The organism is Streptomyces sp. NPDC058469 (genome assembly GCF_042721125.1).
Classification (GTDB): Bacteria; Actinomycetota; Actinomycetes; order Streptomycetales; family Streptomycetaceae; genus Streptomyces.
Genome location: NZ_JBHXME010000218.1, coordinates 1 through 15,118, shown reverse-complemented (window position 1 = coordinate 15,118; position 15,118 = coordinate 1). Strand labels below are relative to the sequence as shown.

18 protein-coding genes and 6 tRNA genes are annotated in these 15,118 nt (G+C 70.4%); 15 read left to right on the top strand and 9 right to left on the bottom strand.

The features are described from left to right. The 3 genes from cobA to ACFWP5_RS47765 all read left to right on the top strand — a co-directional run. Positions 1-681 (top strand): uroporphyrinogen-III C-methyltransferase (gene cobA / locus ACFWP5_RS47775; protein WP_384172139.1); only part of this gene is annotated, 681 nt, incomplete at its 5' end. A gap of 64 nt (positions 682-745) precedes the next feature. Further along, positions 746-1,564, top strand: a complete 819-nt coding sequence (locus ACFWP5_RS47770; RefSeq protein ID WP_093624585.1) for an RNA methyltransferase — start codon at positions 746-748, stop codon at positions 1,562-1,564. Positions 1,565-1,572: 8 nt separating this feature from the next. Beyond that, a complete protein-coding gene (locus tag ACFWP5_RS47765; protein ID WP_384172136.1) occupies positions 1,573-1,968 on the top strand; it encodes an NUDIX domain-containing protein in 396 nt (131 codons plus the stop codon). Between the two features lie 201 nt (positions 1,969-2,169). On the opposite strand, the gene ACFWP5_RS47760 is transcribed toward ACFWP5_RS47765, so the two are convergent. Then, positions 2,170-3,552 (bottom strand): protein kinase, encoded by a 1,383-nt coding sequence (locus tag ACFWP5_RS47760; protein ID WP_384172133.1) that lies wholly within the window; start codon positions 3,550-3,552, stop codon positions 2,170-2,172. Positions 3,553-3,748: 196 nt separating this feature from the next. Between ACFWP5_RS47760 and ACFWP5_RS47755 the strand changes: the two genes are divergently transcribed. The 4 genes from ACFWP5_RS47755 to ACFWP5_RS47740 all read left to right on the top strand — a co-directional run bounded on the left by ACFWP5_RS47755 (position 3,749) and on the right by ACFWP5_RS47740 (position 6,176). Further along, positions 3,749-4,024: a hypothetical protein gene (locus tag ACFWP5_RS47755; protein ID WP_033282228.1), complete on the top strand. Its 276-nt coding sequence runs from the start codon at positions 3,749-3,751 to the stop codon at positions 4,022-4,024. A gap of 211 nt (positions 4,025-4,235) precedes the next feature. Further along, positions 4,236-4,445 carry a hypothetical protein gene (locus tag ACFWP5_RS47750; protein WP_317888187.1) on the top strand — a complete coding sequence of 70 codons (210 nt, stop codon included), beginning with the start codon at positions 4,236-4,238 and terminating at the stop codon, positions 4,443-4,445. 412 nt (positions 4,446-4,857) lie between these two features. Continuing rightward, complete coding sequence (locus tag ACFWP5_RS47745; RefSeq protein WP_384172129.1) at positions 4,858-5,796, top strand: phosphotransferase family protein; 939 nt, start codon at positions 4,858-4,860, stop codon at positions 5,794-5,796. A gap of 80 nt (positions 5,797-5,876) precedes the next feature. Further along, the gene (locus ACFWP5_RS47740) at positions 5,877-6,176 is read left to right on the top strand and encodes a zf-TFIIB domain-containing protein (protein ID WP_384172126.1); all 300 of its coding nucleotides are present in this window, start codon (positions 5,877-5,879) and stop codon (positions 6,174-6,176) included. 62 nt (positions 6,177-6,238) lie between these two features. Here the strand turns inward: ACFWP5_RS47740 and ACFWP5_RS47735 are convergent. From ACFWP5_RS47735 to ACFWP5_RS47715, 5 genes are all read right to left on the bottom strand, one after another. Continuing rightward, positions 6,239-6,310, bottom strand: a tRNA-Val gene (locus ACFWP5_RS47735). A 34-nt stretch (positions 6,311-6,344) separates the two neighbouring features. Then, positions 6,345-6,416, bottom strand: a tRNA-Val gene (locus tag ACFWP5_RS47730). Between the two features lie 19 nt (positions 6,417-6,435). Next, positions 6,436-6,507: transfer RNA gene (locus ACFWP5_RS47725), tRNA-Val, on the bottom strand. Position 6,508: 1 nt separating this feature from the next. Continuing rightward, a tRNA-Cys gene (locus tag ACFWP5_RS47720) sits at positions 6,509-6,582 on the bottom strand. Between the two features lie 40 nt (positions 6,583-6,622). Continuing rightward, positions 6,623-6,695: transfer RNA gene (locus tag ACFWP5_RS47715), tRNA-Gly, on the bottom strand. Between the two features lie 179 nt (positions 6,696-6,874). On the opposite strand from ACFWP5_RS47715, the gene ACFWP5_RS47710 reads away from it, so the two are divergent. From ACFWP5_RS47710 to ACFWP5_RS47700, 3 genes are read left to right on the top strand one after another with little or no spacing between them, the layout of a single operon-like run. After that, positions 6,875-7,918 carry a chorismate-binding protein gene (locus tag ACFWP5_RS47710; RefSeq protein WP_384172124.1) on the top strand — a complete coding sequence of 348 codons (1,044 nt, stop codon included), beginning with the start codon at positions 6,875-6,877 and terminating at the stop codon, positions 7,916-7,918. Next, complete coding sequence (locus ACFWP5_RS47705; protein ID WP_384172121.1) at positions 7,915-8,736, top strand: aminotransferase class IV; 822 nt, start codon at positions 7,915-7,917, stop codon at positions 8,734-8,736. Before ACFWP5_RS47710 ends, ACFWP5_RS47705 begins: the two co-directional genes overlap by 4 nt. Positions 8,737-8,789: 53 nt before the next feature. Continuing rightward, positions 8,790-9,614, top strand: coding sequence for a GNAT family N-acetyltransferase (locus ACFWP5_RS47700; RefSeq protein ID WP_384172118.1), 825 nt, complete (start codon positions 8,790-8,792; stop codon positions 9,612-9,614). Between the two features lie 15 nt (positions 9,615-9,629). Here the strand turns inward: ACFWP5_RS47700 and ACFWP5_RS47695 are convergent, their stop codons facing one another. After that, complete coding sequence (locus ACFWP5_RS47695; protein WP_384172115.1) at positions 9,630-10,145, bottom strand: DsbA family protein; 516 nt, start codon at positions 10,143-10,145, stop codon at positions 9,630-9,632. Positions 10,146-10,373: 228 nt separating this feature from the next. On the opposite strand from ACFWP5_RS47695, the gene ACFWP5_RS47690 reads away from it, so the two are divergent. Together ACFWP5_RS47690 and ACFWP5_RS47685 are read left to right on the top strand one after the other, a co-directional pair. Continuing rightward, positions 10,374-10,820: a hypothetical protein gene (locus ACFWP5_RS47690; protein WP_384172112.1), complete on the top strand. Its 447-nt coding sequence runs from the start codon at positions 10,374-10,376 to the stop codon at positions 10,818-10,820. A gap of 169 nt (positions 10,821-10,989) precedes the next feature. After that, positions 10,990-11,142 carry a hypothetical protein gene (locus ACFWP5_RS47685; protein ID WP_019059824.1) on the top strand — a complete coding sequence of 51 codons (153 nt, stop codon included), beginning with the start codon at positions 10,990-10,992 and terminating at the stop codon, positions 11,140-11,142. Between the two features lie 72 nt (positions 11,143-11,214). On the opposite strand, the gene ACFWP5_RS47680 is transcribed toward ACFWP5_RS47685, so the two are convergent. Next, entirely contained in the window at positions 11,215-11,775 is a 561-nt protein-coding gene (locus ACFWP5_RS47680) for a CGNR zinc finger domain-containing protein (RefSeq protein ID WP_384172109.1), read from the bottom strand. Between the two features lie 332 nt (positions 11,776-12,107). Next, positions 12,108-12,521, bottom strand: coding sequence for an SsgA family sporulation/cell division regulator (locus tag ACFWP5_RS47675; RefSeq protein ID WP_004002642.1), 414 nt, complete (start codon positions 12,519-12,521; stop codon positions 12,108-12,110). Between the two features lie 191 nt (positions 12,522-12,712). Between ACFWP5_RS47675 and ACFWP5_RS47670 the strand changes: the two genes are divergently transcribed. The 3 genes from ACFWP5_RS47670 to ACFWP5_RS47660 all read left to right on the top strand — a co-directional run bounded on the left by ACFWP5_RS47670 (position 12,713) and on the right by ACFWP5_RS47660 (position 14,958). After that, positions 12,713-13,177: a TIGR02611 family protein gene (locus tag ACFWP5_RS47670; RefSeq protein WP_384172106.1), complete on the top strand. Its 465-nt coding sequence runs from the start codon at positions 12,713-12,715 to the stop codon at positions 13,175-13,177. Positions 13,178-13,255: 78 nt separating this feature from the next. After that, positions 13,256-13,327 (top strand) — tRNA-Val (locus ACFWP5_RS47665). Between the two features lie 344 nt (positions 13,328-13,671). Beyond that, positions 13,672-14,958, top strand: coding sequence for an ABC transporter substrate-binding protein (locus tag ACFWP5_RS47660; protein ID WP_384172103.1), 1,287 nt, complete (start codon positions 13,672-13,674; stop codon positions 14,956-14,958). Positions 14,959-15,118 lie beyond the last annotated feature (160 nt).

The following is a 15,118-nucleotide window of genomic DNA, read 5'->3' as shown; positions in this document are numbered from 1 at the left end:
GTCCGCGGCCGCCGCCTCCTCGCCGAGGCCGACGTCGTCATCGCCGACCGCCTCGGCCCCCGCGACCTCCTCGCCGAACTCCCCCCGCACGTCGAGGTGATCGACGCGGCGAAGATCCCGTACGGCCGTTACATGGCCCAGGAGGCCATCAACAACGCGCTGATCGAACACGCCAAGCAGGGCAAGTCCGTGGTCCGCCTCAAGGGCGGCGACCCCTTCGTCTACGGCCGTGGCATGGAGGAGGTCCAGGCGCTCGCCGAGGCCGGCATCCCGTGCACGGTCGTGCCCGGCATCTCCAGCTCGATCTCGGTGCCGGGTGCCGCCGGTATCCCGGTCACCCATCGCGGTGTCGCACACGAGTTCACGGTGGTCAGCGGCCATGTCGCCCCTGACGACGAGCGCTCCCTGGTCGACTGGCCGTCCCTCGCGAAGCTGACCGGCACGCTGGTGGTCCTGATGGGCGTCGACAAGATCGGGAAGATCGCCGAGACCCTGATCGCGCACGGCAAGCCGGCCGACACCCCGGTCGCCCTGGTCCAGGAGGGCACGACGGCCGCCCAGCGCCGGGTGGACGCGACCCTCGCGACGGTCGGCGAGACGGTGCGCACCGAGGACGTGAAGCCGCCGTCGGTGATCGTCATCGGCGCGGTCGTCACCGTGGGCCCGAGGCCATCCGCGTAACCCCGGGTAACACAACCCGTTCCCAGCCGTTGGCACCACACCCAGGACAAGGCAGTATCACCCTGTGGCCGATCTCATCACCGTTGAGGATCCCGACGACCCGCGCCTGCGTGACTACACGGGCCTGACCGACGTAGAGCTGCGCCGCAAGCGTGAACCGGCCGAGGGCCTGTTCATCGCCGAGGGCGAGAAGGTCATCAGACGGGCCAAGGACGCGGGCTACGAGATGCGTTCGATGCTGCTGTCCGCGAAGTGGGTCGACGTCATGCGCGACGTCATCGACGAACTCCCGGCCCCGGTCTACGCGGTGAGCCCCGAACTCGCCGAACGCGTCACCGGTTACCACGTCCACCGGGGCGCACTGGCCTCCATGCAGCGCAAACCGCTCCCCACGGCGCACGAACTCCTCCAGACCACCCGCAGGGTGGTGGTGATGGAGTCGGTCAACGACCACACCAACATCGGCGCGATCTTCCGCTCGGCGGCGGCACTGGGCATGGACGCGGTGTTGCTCTCCCCGGACTGCGCGGACCCCCTCTACCGCCGCAGCGTGAAGGTCTCGATGGGCGCGGTCTTCTCCGTGCCGTACGCCCGTCTCGACAGCTGGCCCAAGGGCCTGGAGTCGGTCCGCGAGGCCGGCTTCACCCTCCTCGCGCTCACCCCGGACGAGAAGGCGAAGAGCCTGGACGAGGCGGCTCCGCACCGCATGGACCGGGTAGCCCTGATGCTGGGCGCCGAGGGCGACGGCTTGTCGACCCAGGCACTGGTGGCCGCCGACGAATGGGTCCGCATCCCCATGGCCCACGGCGTCGACTCCCTCAACGTGGGCGCCGCGGCCGCGGTCGCCTTCTACGCGGTGGCCACCGGCCGCCCCGAACTCTAGGAGCACGCTTGGCCCAGCGCGAGGCGATTGTCGCCGTACTCCGACGCGCGGACCGCGTCCTGGTCATCCGCCGTGGCCCCGACTCGGCCCGCTCCGGCTACTGGGCACCCCTGAGCGGCAAACTCGAACCGGGCGAGACCCAGGAGGAATGCCTGGTCAGGGAGGTCCACGAGGAGGTAGGCCTCACGGTCTCCCCCCTGTCCAAGGTCTGGCAGTCCGACACCGACGACGGCACTTTCCGCCTCCACTGGTGGACCGCCGCGGAAACAGGCAACGGCACGATCGTCCCGGACCCGGGCGAGGTCTCCGAGGTCCGCTGGGTCACCCCGACGGAGTTCCTGACGATGACTCCGGCGTTCGACGCGGACAGAGAGTTCTTCGAGCACGTACTGCCGGGCTTGTAGGCAGGCGGCTGGGGGCTGCCACCGGGCCGCAGGCCAGTCTCACGCTGCTCCCGGCGGAGGCGTGCTGTCCATTCAGCCCGTCCGGCGTTTGAGGACGAGGCCCCTTCAGGGCCGACGGGGGTCTGGGGGCGGAGCCCCCTGGCGGGGCGGAAGGGGCGGCAGCCCCTGGGGATGGGACGGGTAGGGGCGGCGGGGGCGAGACTACTCGGCGAACCCGCTCACAGCCCCATACCGCCCGTCCGAAACCGACCCCTCCGCCCCCACGACGCTCCCGCGCCCCTGTCCCTGCCGCACACCATCCCCCGTACGCCCAAGCCCATGAGCCGGCCCCGAACACCCCTGAGCCACCGCGATCCCCAATGCGACCAGCAGCGTCACCACGACGAACACGAACAACCGCTGCCGCAGCAACCGCGGATTCGCGGGCCGCCGCCCGGTCCCCGTGGTCCGCGGACCGGGCCGCCCGGCGCCACTACGGGGCGCGGGACGACTCCCGCTGCCGGACCGGGTGGTGTTACGCCCCGACGGAGTGGGCCGGGGAGAGCCCGGCCGGGACGGCACCCCGCCCCCACGCGACGGACTACCGCCACCCCGGGACGGCTGAGCGGTACCGCGAGGCGCGGGCGTGCCCTGAGGGGTCTGCGGACGTCGTTGACTCTGGGTGCGCTGCTGCTCCGGATAGCTGTCGGTGAGCCGCCCGGTGGGCCGGTCCGCCTCCGCGGCACGCGGCCCGGGCGGCCGTACGTCGGCCATGCCCTGGGCCTCGCGGGCGGCGATCTCCTTGAGCCGCAGGGACAGTTGGAGCGTGCTGGGCCGCTCCTCGGGATCCTTCGCGAGGCACGCGCGGACGAGCGGGGCGAGCGCGTCCGGCACCCCGTGCAGCTGCGCCTCCTCGTGCACCACGCGGTACAGCATCACCTCGGAACTGCCGTGCCCGAAGGGCGAGTCGGAGGTCGAGGCGTAGGCGAGCGTGGCACCGAGCGAGAAGACGTCGGTGGCCGGAGTGACCGCAGCGCCACGCACCTGCTCGGGCGCGAGGAACCCGGGCGAACCGACCGCCGTACCGACATGCGTGAGCGTCGACGCACCGGTCGCCCAGGCGATACCGAAGTCGATGATCCGCGGACCCTTGGGGGAGAGGAGGATGTTCGACGGCTTGAGATCCCGGTGGACGACCCCGGCTTCATGCACCGCGACGAGCCCCTCCGACAGGGCGGCCCCGATCGCGGCGACCTCGGCCGCTCCCAGCGCACCCTCGTCGGCGACCTTGTCGTGCAGGGAGGGCCCGGGCACGTACTGCGTGGCGAACCACGGCCGGTCGGCTTCCAGATCCGCCGCGACCAGCCGGGCGGTGCACCCGCCGCGAATCCGCCGGGCGGCCCCGACCTCACGCGCGAACCGCGAACGGAACTCCTGGTCCTCCGCCAGATCAGGCCGGATGACCTTCAGCGCGACCCGCTGACCCTTGCGGTCGGAGCCCAGATAGACGACACCCATTCCGCCCGCGCCGAGCCGTCTGTGAAGCCTGAACGAGCCGACGACGCGCGGGTCCTCGCGCCTCAGGCGCATCATCGCCATGTTCATCCCCGCTGCCCGGTCCGTGTGACGAGCGACAGCTTACGTTTCCACGGGCGCCCGCGCGCAAAGGCCGCGCCCTCTCGGACCGACGGATTGTCAGTGCCGGGTGGGAAACTTGAAGGGTGGTCAGAGGCCGTGCGAACAGCAGGACTTCGCACGTCCCTCAACCCCAACCAACCATCACAGAAGGGGGATTGAGCGCGTGAAGGGTGATCGCGTCGAGATAGTGGTGGACGCCGGCGACACAACACGTACATACGAGGTGGTGGCGAGCAGGGCGGGCCGTCGGGTGGAGACGGCGGTGCGCCGAGGGGTGGTGGAAGTGAGCGAAGTCACCCGCAGCGGCTCCGTGGTCCGCACCGCCCGCTTCATGGCGACCAGGGTCCTCGCCCTGGTCGAGCAGCCGGTCCCGCGCGAGGACAGCTCAGAGAAAGCGGGGCACACCGGACTCCCCCTCCGGGAAGACCCCGAGACGTAGGACCCGGTCTCCACCCAGGGGAGTAGTTCGCAGGTCATCGCTCATCCTCCGGGAGGCCCGCCAATCGGTACGAGGGCATGACGACCCGCACCCGCCGCACGCCTAGATTTGAGGTCAAGCGGCGGGTGCAGCACTCGTCCCCCGAGGTCAGACACCCGCCGCTGCCAAGACAACCGAGTTTGGTCAACGGAGCACGGTCAGGAGAGGGACCATGGCCCACACGGCACCGCGGGCATTGATCCGCGAAGAGGGACGCAAGGCGTACAACGCGGCGTTCCACACCCGCCGCACAGGCCGTCGCCACCCACTGGTGGCGACCTTGATGGCACTTCCCCTGGCGGTCCTGCTCCTCGTCGTCTTCGACGGCTGGGAGACCGTGGCCACACAAGCGTCGTCCGTGGGAGTGATGCTGGGGCGCTGAGCGGCGACCCCAGGCCCGGAAGAGCGGTCCGGGCGGGGACATCAACCCATGAAACCCCGTGGGGACGGGGGTGCGGCGGACGGCAAAAAAAGCCGGCGCAGCTGGGGAGCTGCGCCGGCTTTGCTTTGCCCTTTTCCTGCCGGTGCCCTCTTCAGCGCAGGTCGGCTACATCCAGCCTGTCCGGCGTTTGAGGACGAGGCCGTTCAGGCCGATGGGGGTCTGGGGGCGCAGCCCCCAGGCGGGCGCGACGGGGCGGCACCCCCTGCACGCTCCCTCGGGTAGGGGCGGCGGGGGCGAAAACCCCTCGGCCCACCCACCCGCACAGGCCGCCCGAACCCGCCGTAGAAACCCCACCACCCCACCACCCCGTACGCTCGCGACGAACCCCCACCGCCCGCCGCCAGGAAGCGCGATGCCCCGCACCCCCTTGCTCTCCGACCTCACCGCCCGAGCCAGGACCACGGCCCACACGCGCATCGACCCCTGCCCCTGCGGAGCAACCACCACCCTCACCGACCGCCCCGACGGCACAGTCGTCCGCCACGAAGGCACCGTCGCCAAGGCCCACGCCCCGAGCACGGACCCCGCCGACCTCACCGCCCGCCTCACCACGGCCGAACACCTCCCCGGCATCCTCCTGCCCCCACTCGACCCCACCCCCCTCCACGTGCACGACCGCCTGGTGACCTGCTGGCCGTACGGCACTCCCGTAGACCCGGACGACCCGGACGCGGCCCCCTGGGAAGCGGCGGCCACCCTCCTCGCCCGCCTCCACCGCACCCCCGCCCCCACCCCGCTGCCACCCATGCGCGGCCCCCTCAAGGCGGTCCGTGCGATCACCAGGCTCCGCGAGGCCGGCCCCCACCCCGCAGCCGCCCCCGTCCTGCGTGCCTGGACGCTGCTCCCCGCCTGGGCCCGCGCGGAGGCCCCCCAGCCCGACACCACCACCCTCTGCCACGGCGACCTCCACCTCGGCCAGCTCGTCCGGTACCCGGCCCCCGACGGCCCGTGGCTGCTGATCGACGTCGACGACCTCGGGGTGGGCGTCCCCGGCTGGGACCTGGCCCGCCCGGCGGCCTGGTACGCCTGCGGGCTGCTCCCGCCCGACGAGTGGGCCCGCTTCCTGGCCGCGTACCGCGAGGCGGCCGGCCCGGCCGTCCCCGCGGACGGCGACCCCTGGCCCGCCCTGGACGTCCCGGCCCGGACCCTCACCGTGCAGACCGCGGCCCTGGCCATCGTCAAGGCGGTCGCGGCGGACCGCCCGCTGGACGAGGTGGAACGGGCGGTCGTGGACGCGTGTGACCGAATGGGTTCCGTCCCGCCCGAGTTGGCGCCCGGATTCGCGAAGTAGGGTGCAACCGACCGGGGTCGGACGGAGTCTGTCCTGGGGAAACACGAAGATGTACCAACGGGCGAGGAGTTGAGCCGAGCATGCAGTGTCCGAAGTGTCACGCGCAGATGCAGACGTACAACCGCAACGGTGTTCAGATCGAGCAGTGCAGCAACTGCCGTGGGATCTTTCTCGACTACGGCGAGCTCGAGGCGCTGACCCGCGTGGAGTCCCAGTGGCAGCAGCCCGCCCCGCCGCCCCCGGGCCCGCAGGCCTACCCGGCCCCGCCCGCGCCCGCCTGGGGCGCCCCGCACGGCGGCGGTCACGGCGGTGGCCACTACGGCGGTCACGGCGGCCACCACCGCCAGAAGAGCTTCGGCCACATGCTGTTCTCCAGCTGACCGGTACACGCCGGTGCATGAAGAAGCCCCCGGTCGCGGAGAGCGCCGGGGGCTTCGGTGTGTGGACGATACTGGGATTGAACCAGTGACCTCTTCCGTGTCAGGGAAGCGCTCTCCCGCTGAGCTAATCGTCCTCGGGACCACGATCCGGAGATCATGGGCGGTGCGTGCGCGATACTGGGATTGAACCAGTGACCTCTTCCGTGTCAGGGAAGCGCTCTCCCGCTGAGCTAATCGCGCGGAGGCCCTTGCGGACCAGTGGACGATACTGGGATTGAACCAGTGACCTCTTCCGTGTCAGGGAAGCGCTCTCCCGCTGAGCTAATCGTCCTTGGAGGTGGAGACGGGATTTGAACCCGTGTAGACGGCTTTGCAGGCCGTTGCCTCGCCTCTCGGCCACTCCACCAGGAGTGCGGGGGTTCGGGAAGATCCCCCACTTTCCTGCGAGCGGACGACCAGGTTCGAACTGGCGACCTCAACCTTGGCAAGGTTGCGCTCTACCAACTGAGCTACGTCCGCTTGTCGGTTCCGCTCGGCTTGCGCGTCGCGGCGACGAGTTGAACTCTAGCGGATTCCGGGGCCAGCACAAAAACGCGTTTGTGCAGCGTGCTGGCCTGCGACTACGGGAACACATGGTCAGGGCACCCGCGGTGACATGGCCGGGCAACCCGCGAGACACCCGCCATAGACTCGACGGCGTGTTCCGCCTCACCCCTCTCGCCCGTTTCGGCGGCCGTGTCGCCACCGGTCTCCTCGATGTCACCAGCGATCCCGCGGCCCTGGACTCCACCGGCTTCTGGGCGGTCGCGGCCGACTTCGAGGGCCGTCTGACCTGCGCGCGCTTCCGCGACGTACGACACGAACCGGTCCCGGCACCCGTCCCCGGAGCCTGGCACGGCCCCGCGAGCGACGCCTGGACCACCTCCCTCGACCGCGCCGCCTACACCGCCGGCGTCCACCGCATCCGGGAGCACATCGCGGCCGGCGAGGTCTACCAGGCCAACCTGTGCCGCGTCCTGTCGGCACCGGTCGCCCCCGACGCGGACGTCGACGCCCTGACCGCACTGCTGGCACGCGGCAACCCGGCGCCGTACGCAGGAACGATCCGCTTGCCCGGCCACGGCGTGGAGACAGCCACCGCCTCGCCCGAACTCTTCCTGCGCCGCACCGGCCGGGTCGTCGAGTCGGGTCCGATCAAGGGCACCGGGCGGACGGAGGCGGACCTGTTGGAGAAGGACTACGCCGAGAACGTGATGATCGTGGACTTGGTCCGCAACGACCTCGGCCGCGTGTGCGCCACGGGGACCGTGACCGTGCCTGACCTGTGCGTCGTGGAGAAGCATCCGGGTCTGGTCCATCTCGTGTCGACGGTGCGAGGTGAGCTGCCCGCGGACGCCGACTGGCCGGAGCTACTGGCCGCCGCCTTCCCGCCCGGGAGTGTCACCGGTGCCCCCAAGTCCAGTGCCCTGCGCATCATCGACGCCCTGGAGACCGCGCCCCGCGGCCCGTACTGCGGGGGCATCGGCTGGGTCGACGCGGACCGGGGGACCGGCGAACTGGCCGTCGGCATCCGCACCTTCTGGATCGACCGCGCCGACGGCATGCTCCGCTTCGGCACCGGCGCGGGCATCACCTGGGGCTCGGACCCCGAGGGGGAGTGGCGGGAGACCGAGCTGAAGGCGTCCCGACTGCTCGCGATAGCGTCGGGCACGTACGAGGTGAGCGGAGGGGCTCTTTCATGAAGATCTGGCTCGACGGCGGGTTGCAGGACATCGAGTCCGCCCGCGTCTCCGTCTTCGACCACGGACTGACCGTGGGCGACGGCATTTTCGAGACGGTGAAGGCGACGGACGGCAAGACGTTCGCGCTGACCCGGCATCTCGACCGGCTGACCCGCTCCGCGCGCGGCCTCGGGCTGCCCGACCCCGACCTCGACGAGGTCCGCCGCGGCTGCGCGGCCGTCCTCGCCGCCAACCCGATGCCGCTCGGCCGACTCCGCATCACGTACACCGGCGGCCACGGCCCCCTCGGCTCCGACCGCGGCGAGCACGGCCCGACCCTCGTGGTCGCCCTCGGCGAGGCGAACCGCCGCCCCGACTCCACGGCCGCCGTCACGGTCCCCTGGACCCGCAACGAGCGCGGCGCGCTCACCGGCCTCAAGACGACTTCGTACGCCGAGAACGTCGTCGCCCTCGCCCGCGCCCGCCAACACGGCGCCTCCGAGGCCCTGTTCGCCAACACGGTCGGCCAACTCTGCGAGGGCACGGGGTCGAACGTCTTCGTCGTCCTCGACGGGGAGATCCACACCCCGCCGGTCACCTCCGGCTGCCTCGCCGGCATCACCCGCGCCCTGACCGTCGAATGGACCGGCGCCAAGGAGACCGACCTGCCGCTGGACGTCCTGGAACGCGCCGACGAGGTCTTCCTCACGTCGTCACTGCGGGACGTACAGGCCGTTCACTTGGTCGACGAGCGCCAACTCCCGGGCGTAGCCGGGCCGGTGACGGCCAAGGCCATGCGCGTGTTCGACGAGCGGTCGGGCGACGACCTTGATCCATAAAAGCCTCTTTTAAGGGGCTGACCTGGTGCTCCAGGTCGGGTAGAACTCCCTTGATGACCACGACCCTGCGGCCGACCGAGCCGCTTCAGCGCGAGGCCGACGGGACGCGTTCACGCCGCTACCAGGTGTGTGTGAACAGCCGTCCCGTCGGCGCGATACACCTCGGCACGAGTCCGCTCTTCGGCGACTCGGTGGCCCAGATCCTGGACCTGCGTATCGAAGAGCAGGACGGCCGGCGCGGCCGGGGCACCGTGGCCGCGCTCGCCGCCGAGGAGGTGGCGCGGGGCTGGGGCTGCGAGCGGATCGAGACATCCGTGCCCGCGGCGGCGGAGGCGGCGCTCAAGATGGCGACCAACCTCGGATACGTCGTCCGCAACCGCCACATGGAGAAGCCCCTCGGCGGCATCGCGCCCGAACTGCCCGCGGGGAGCCGGGGGCGGCCGATGACCGAGGAGGAGTACGGCCCCTGGGCGGACCTCGGGACGGAGACGTTCATAGAGGGCTGGACCGAGCGCGGGGTGCCCGAGGCCGTGGCCCGGACCAGGACTCTGGAAGGCACCGCCGCCCTGCTGCCCGATGGACTGGCCACCGCGGGCATGCTCTTCACGGTCCTGGAGCACGAGGGCACCGCGGTGGGCACGCTCTGGACGGGCCCCCGTGACGGCAAGGCCTTCGTCAACAAGGTCGAGGTCGACGCGCGACACAGGGGCAGCGGCCATGGCCGCACCCTGATGCTCCTGGCCGAGGCGCAGGGCATCGCGGCCGGTCTGCCGACCATCCGGTTGAACGTCTTCGCGGGCAACACCCCGGCCGAGCGGCTCTACCAGTCACTCGGCTACGAGACGGTCACCCACCACCTGTACAAGAGCCTGCTCTGAGCCTTGCTCTGTGGCTCACTCGCCCCCGGCGAGCAGCCGGTCGGCGATCTCCTCGACGCGGGCGCGCAGCCCGTCCTGGCTCTTGCCGCCGTCGAGGCGTTCGCCTCCGATGACGTACGTCGGGGTGCCGGTCACGCCGATGGCCTTGCCCTCGGCCTGGTCGGCGTCGACGATCAGGATGTGCCGTCCGTCGATCAGGGCGGTGTCGAACTCCTCGGCGTCCAGACCGAGTTCGGCGGCCACCGTGACCAGGAAGGGTTCTCCCTCACGGTCCAGCTCCTCGACGCGGCCGAGCACGGCCTCGATGTAGTCCCAGCCTCGTCCCTGTTCCACGGCCTCCTCGGCGGCCTGCGCGGCGGCGAAGGCGTGCTTGTGCTTCTCCAGCGGGAAGTGCCGCAGCCGCACCTCCAGCCGGTCGCCGTAGCGGGCCCGCAGGGCGCGTACATCGTCCAGGGCGGTGTCGCAGTCCGGGCACTGGAGCTCGCACCAGACGTCGAGGACGACGGTGCGCACGGAGGGGAGGTCACTCATGGGACCAGTCTCCCAGCCCCGGCCGCGCCGCCCCAACCGGGACCACGGGCCGCATCCGTACGACGCCGACCGGCACCTGGGGAGGATGCGACCCGGAGATGTCCCTGATGTCCGACCGGGGCATGGCCTCACGGGGACCGGACGGTGCAGGATGGAAGGGACGAAGCGCACGCCCGACCTGAACGTGCCCGATCGAAGCCTGCCCGACGGATCTGCCTGGAGGACCGGATGATTGCCGAGACCGTCTGTTCCGCCGTCTCCGCGGCCGGCCTGGGCATCGCGGCGGTCACGGCGTACCGCAAGCGTTTTCTCTCCGCCGCCCGGATCGCCGCCTACTCGCTGGTGCCCGTGGGCCTGGTGATGACCGGCGTCGTCGGCTGGGCGGCCGACACCGCGTTCAGTCCTACGGCCTGGGCGGGTTTCGTGGTGCTGGGCGGCGCCTGGCTGCTCTTCACGGGCACCCGCGCCGTGGAGCGCCGCCGCGGCGGCGGCACCCGCAAGGAACGCAAGGCCGCCCGGGCCTCGGCTCCGCCCGACGCGGTGGCCCCGGCGGCCTCAGCCCCCTCCCTGGGTCCGGCCAAGCGCCCGGCGACCCGGCCGGTGGCCGCGCCCCGCGGGCAGAGCGGGGACGACTTCAGTGACATCGAGGCCATCCTGAAGAAGCACGGCATATGACGGTCGGACGGGACCGCGACTGAAACGACACAGAGTGAGCCGGGTCCGCCGGTAAGCGTTCAGGACTCGACGCGACCCGAAACGGACATCACGGAATTCGGCGAACTCCCTCTCTTATCGGGCGTGTTGATCGCGCCGGGGGTCTCCGCTGCGTCATCATCGCGGCGAGATGCTGGACACGACACAGAGCGACGCCGCGCCGCCGAAGGACGAGCCGCGCGGGTGCCTTTTCGCCCTTTCCCAGCCACCGCTGATGATCTTCCTAGCGGTGATCGGGTGTCTGCTGCTCATGGCCTCGCTGCACGACCTGCTGATGCTGTGAGCCGTACTCGTGGTCCCCGACGTCACCCGCCGGGGACCACGAACTCATCGATTCCCTCAAGCGAGCCGGGCGTCAGCCCGCAGCTTCCTTGCGCCGCGCCCGGTACGCGGCCACGTGCAGCCTGTTCCCGCAGGTCCGGCTGTCGCAGTACCTGCGGGAGCGGTTCCGGGAGAGGTCGACGAAGGCGCGTCGGCAGTCGGGGGCCTCGCAGCGGCGCAGCCGCTCCTCCTCGCCGGCCACCACGAAGAACGCGAGCGCCATCCCGCAGTCGGCGGCGAGATGGTCGGCGACCGACGCGCCGGGCGCGAAGTAGTGCACGTGCCAGTCGTAGCCGTCGTGGTCCGTGAGCCGGGGTGTGGTGCCCGCGGCGGCGACCAGGTCGTTGATCAGCCCGGCGGCGGTCCGGGGGTCCGGGGCGGAGAAGATCGCGGTGAACCGGCCGCGGATCTTGCGCACGGCGGAGAGGTCGAACTCCGACAGCACTCCGACGTCGCTGATCTCGTGGTTTCGTACGAAATCCGCGAGCAGCGCGACATCCTGCAGTCCGTCCGGCGCCGTAGCGTCCTCCGGTGCGGTGTTCACCAGATCGACCACGGCGTCGAGGGCGCACCGGGTGTCGTGGGTGATCAGCACGTTTCGCTCCCTGGCCTGGGGGTCGGGCGGGCGCCCGCCGATGCTGGCCGATGGTAGTGGCTTCCGGGAGGGCGGCCCCCATGCCTCTATGAACGGCACTGGGCCCGTCGCGGTTCCCCGGACTGCGGAGAGTCGCGCGCTCGGTGGCCCATGGAGAGGCGCGCGTACGACGGACCACGGAGAGTCGCCGGGTCCGGGCTCACCACGCGCACCGGCGCCGCCCCCGCGACGAATCGCGGCGACGGCGCCGGTGTGTGCCCTATGCGGTTGTCTAAGCCCGAGCCGTCTCCCCGAGTTCGGACGGCGCCGGGCGGCTTGGTGGGACCCTCGCTCTAGCTCTCCGCCAGGATGTGCGACAGCTCCTGATCCAGGTCGAAGTGCCGGTGTTCCGTGCCGGGTGGCACGGCGGCGTCCGTCCGCTTCAGGAAGGACTCCAGGGCCCGCGCGGGAGCCTCCAGCAGGGCTTCGCCCTCGGGAGAGCTCAGTGCGATGCAGACGACGCCCTGGCCGTGACTACGGGATGGCCAGACACGGACGTCGCCGGTACCGGTGGGCCGGTGGAGGCCCTCCGCGAGAAGGTCGCGGGCGAACACCCACTCGACGGTCTCCTCGGCTCCGGTGTGGAAGGTGGCGTGCACGGCGTAGGGGTCGGCCGTGTCGTACCGCAGGCCTGCGGGGACGGGCAAGGACGACTCGCTCGACACAACGAGGCGCAGGTGCAGCTCGCAGCTGACCGTGGTGTTCATAAGCGCCAGGGCCTTTCGCTCAGTGTGCGCTCGGGGATTCGCACGTCGGCGAAATCGACATGCCACCTACGGTGCCGTTGTAAACCCCTCTGAGTGTTTTGCGTGCCTTTACGTAACTCTTCCGGCCGAGAGCTCGATCGCTCCGCGGGGCCATTCCGGTGACTGGTTTCCCTCGGGTAGGGTTTGTCCGTATGAATACGGGGAGTGACGAGCCGGGTGAGGTTGCCGTGGCGCCGGACGGGGCGGCCGACGAGACGCGAGCGGACGGGGCGCGGGGCGGGCAGGGGCTCGGTTCCAAGGCGCCGGAATTCATCAAGGCACGCCGTGCGCTGCACCTGAGCTGGCAGGTCGGCGTCTTCGTCATCGGCCTCGCGGTCGTCGTCGCCGGCATCATCATGCTGCCGCTGCCGGGACCCGGCTGGGTCGTGATCTTCGGCGGCATGGCGATCTGGGCGACCGAGTTCGTCTGGGCCCAGCTGGTGCTCCGCTGGACGAAACGCAAGGTCACCGAGGCGGCACAGCGCGCGCTCGACCCCGCCGTACGCCGCCGCAACATCGTCCTGACCTCGATCGGCCTGGTCGTCGTGATCACTCTTGTCGGCATCTACGTCTGGAAGTTCGGCGCCGTGATGCCCTGGAAGATCAAGGACCAGTGACCCGGTGGCGGCGTCCGGGTGCCCTTCCCGTGCTGGTCGGGGCACCCGCTGACATGGGGTAATGTTCTCCGTGCGCCCGGGCGATTAGCTCAGTGGGAGAGCGCTTCGTTCACACCGAAGAGGTCACTGGTTCGAACCCAGTATCGCCCACCCGGACCGACGGCCCGCCTGTGATCACACAGGCGGGCCGTCGTCGTTCACTCTCCGGGACCGTGTGGTCAACTCCCCGCCGCCCAGGCGTTTTCGGCCGGGCGGCAGCCGAGTGCGGCAGGCCGCTTCCTGTTCGGCCGACCGATCGCGCGCGCCTCACCTGCGGCGTCCGTGCCCGCGCTCCCGCAGCGCGCCCGGCGGCGCCGTCGTAGCGCTCGGCCGATCCACAAGAAATTCCTGTCCGAATCATTGACGCACCCCGAGGGCCTCCGTAACTTGTGCCAGCAAGCGCTTACTTGAAACGATTCATGCAGGTGGCAACGACGCTACGGGGAGGGCCCATCATGGGAACCCGCACGAATGTGGAGAGGCGTACGGTCCTGAAGGCCGCCGGGGTCTCGGCGGCAACGCTGGGGCTGGCCGCGACGGGATGCGGCGGGAACGACGGCACGTCCGCCGACGGGACGGTGACGATCCGTTACGCGTGGTGGGGTGCCGAGGAGCGGGCGAAAAAGATCAATCAGTCCATCGCTCTCTTCGAGAAGAAGTATCCGAAGATCAAGGTGAAGACGGACTTTCAGGACTATCTCTCTTTCTGGGAGAAGTTCCAGACGCAGGCAGCGGGCGGAAATCCACCGGACGTATTCCAGAACGCCGTCGGATTTCTTCGGAAGTACGACAAGAGAGGCGTCCTGCTTGATCTCAAGTCACAGATCGACGCAGGCAATCTGAGCCTGGATCACTTCCGCGCGGGCGTCACGAAGGTCGGCGAGGTCGACGGCAAGCAGCTCGGTATTCCGGTCGGCTCGAACACCATGGCGCTGGTCATCGACAAGAAGGTCTACGAGAGAGCGGGCGTCGACCCCACGGCGGGCTGGACCTGGGACGAGTACTTCAAGGCCCTCAAGACGATCCACGACAAGACCGAAGTCCCCGGGGACACGGGCTACTTCAGCATCATGTACCTGTACGACCTCTACCTCCGGCAGAACGGCAAGGCGTTCTTCACCAAGGACGGGCTCGGTTTCGAGGAGTCGGATCTGACGGAGTGGTGGACGGACGGGTACGGCCGGGTGAAGGCCGGGATCGTCACCTCCCCGAAGGTCGTCGCCCAGGACACCCCCAAGTCCTCGCTCTCGGCCGGTCATGGCGCCTCGGAATTCACCTGGGACAACTTCACCGTCCGCTACACGGCGGAGGGCACCAGCGAGTACGGCCTCGCGCCGATCCCCACCACCGACGGCAAGGACACCGGCCAGTACCTCGCGTCCCTGATGCTCAGCGGCTCCGCACACACCAAGCACCCGAAGGAAGTCGCCCAACTCATCGACTTCATGGTCCACGACCCCGCCGTCGGCAAGATCATGGGCTACGACCGGGGCATCCTGGCGACCACCGACCAGTACGACGCGTTCAAGCCGACCGACGTCGTCCAGAAGGAGATCGCCCAGTACGAGGTGGACACCGCCAAGGCCGGTGTCCTCGGGACGATCACCCCGCACCCGTCCGGCGCCGACACCGCCGAGTCCGCCTTCCTCCGCATCGGCGGGGACATGGCGCTGGGCAAGACCAAGGTCGCCGACGCGGTGAAGCAGTTCTTCTCCGAGGCGCAGGCCGCCTTCTCCGCCTGATGGGAACCGCCGTGACGCTCGTCGACGACGCTCCGCCCGACACCCGGCCGACCCGCTCCGCCGCCCCCGCCTCCAAGAAGCGGCGGGGGCGCCGCGAGAAACTCGCCGGCTCCCTCTTCATGTCCCCGGGGATCGCCGGCATCCTGCTGCTGTCCGCGGG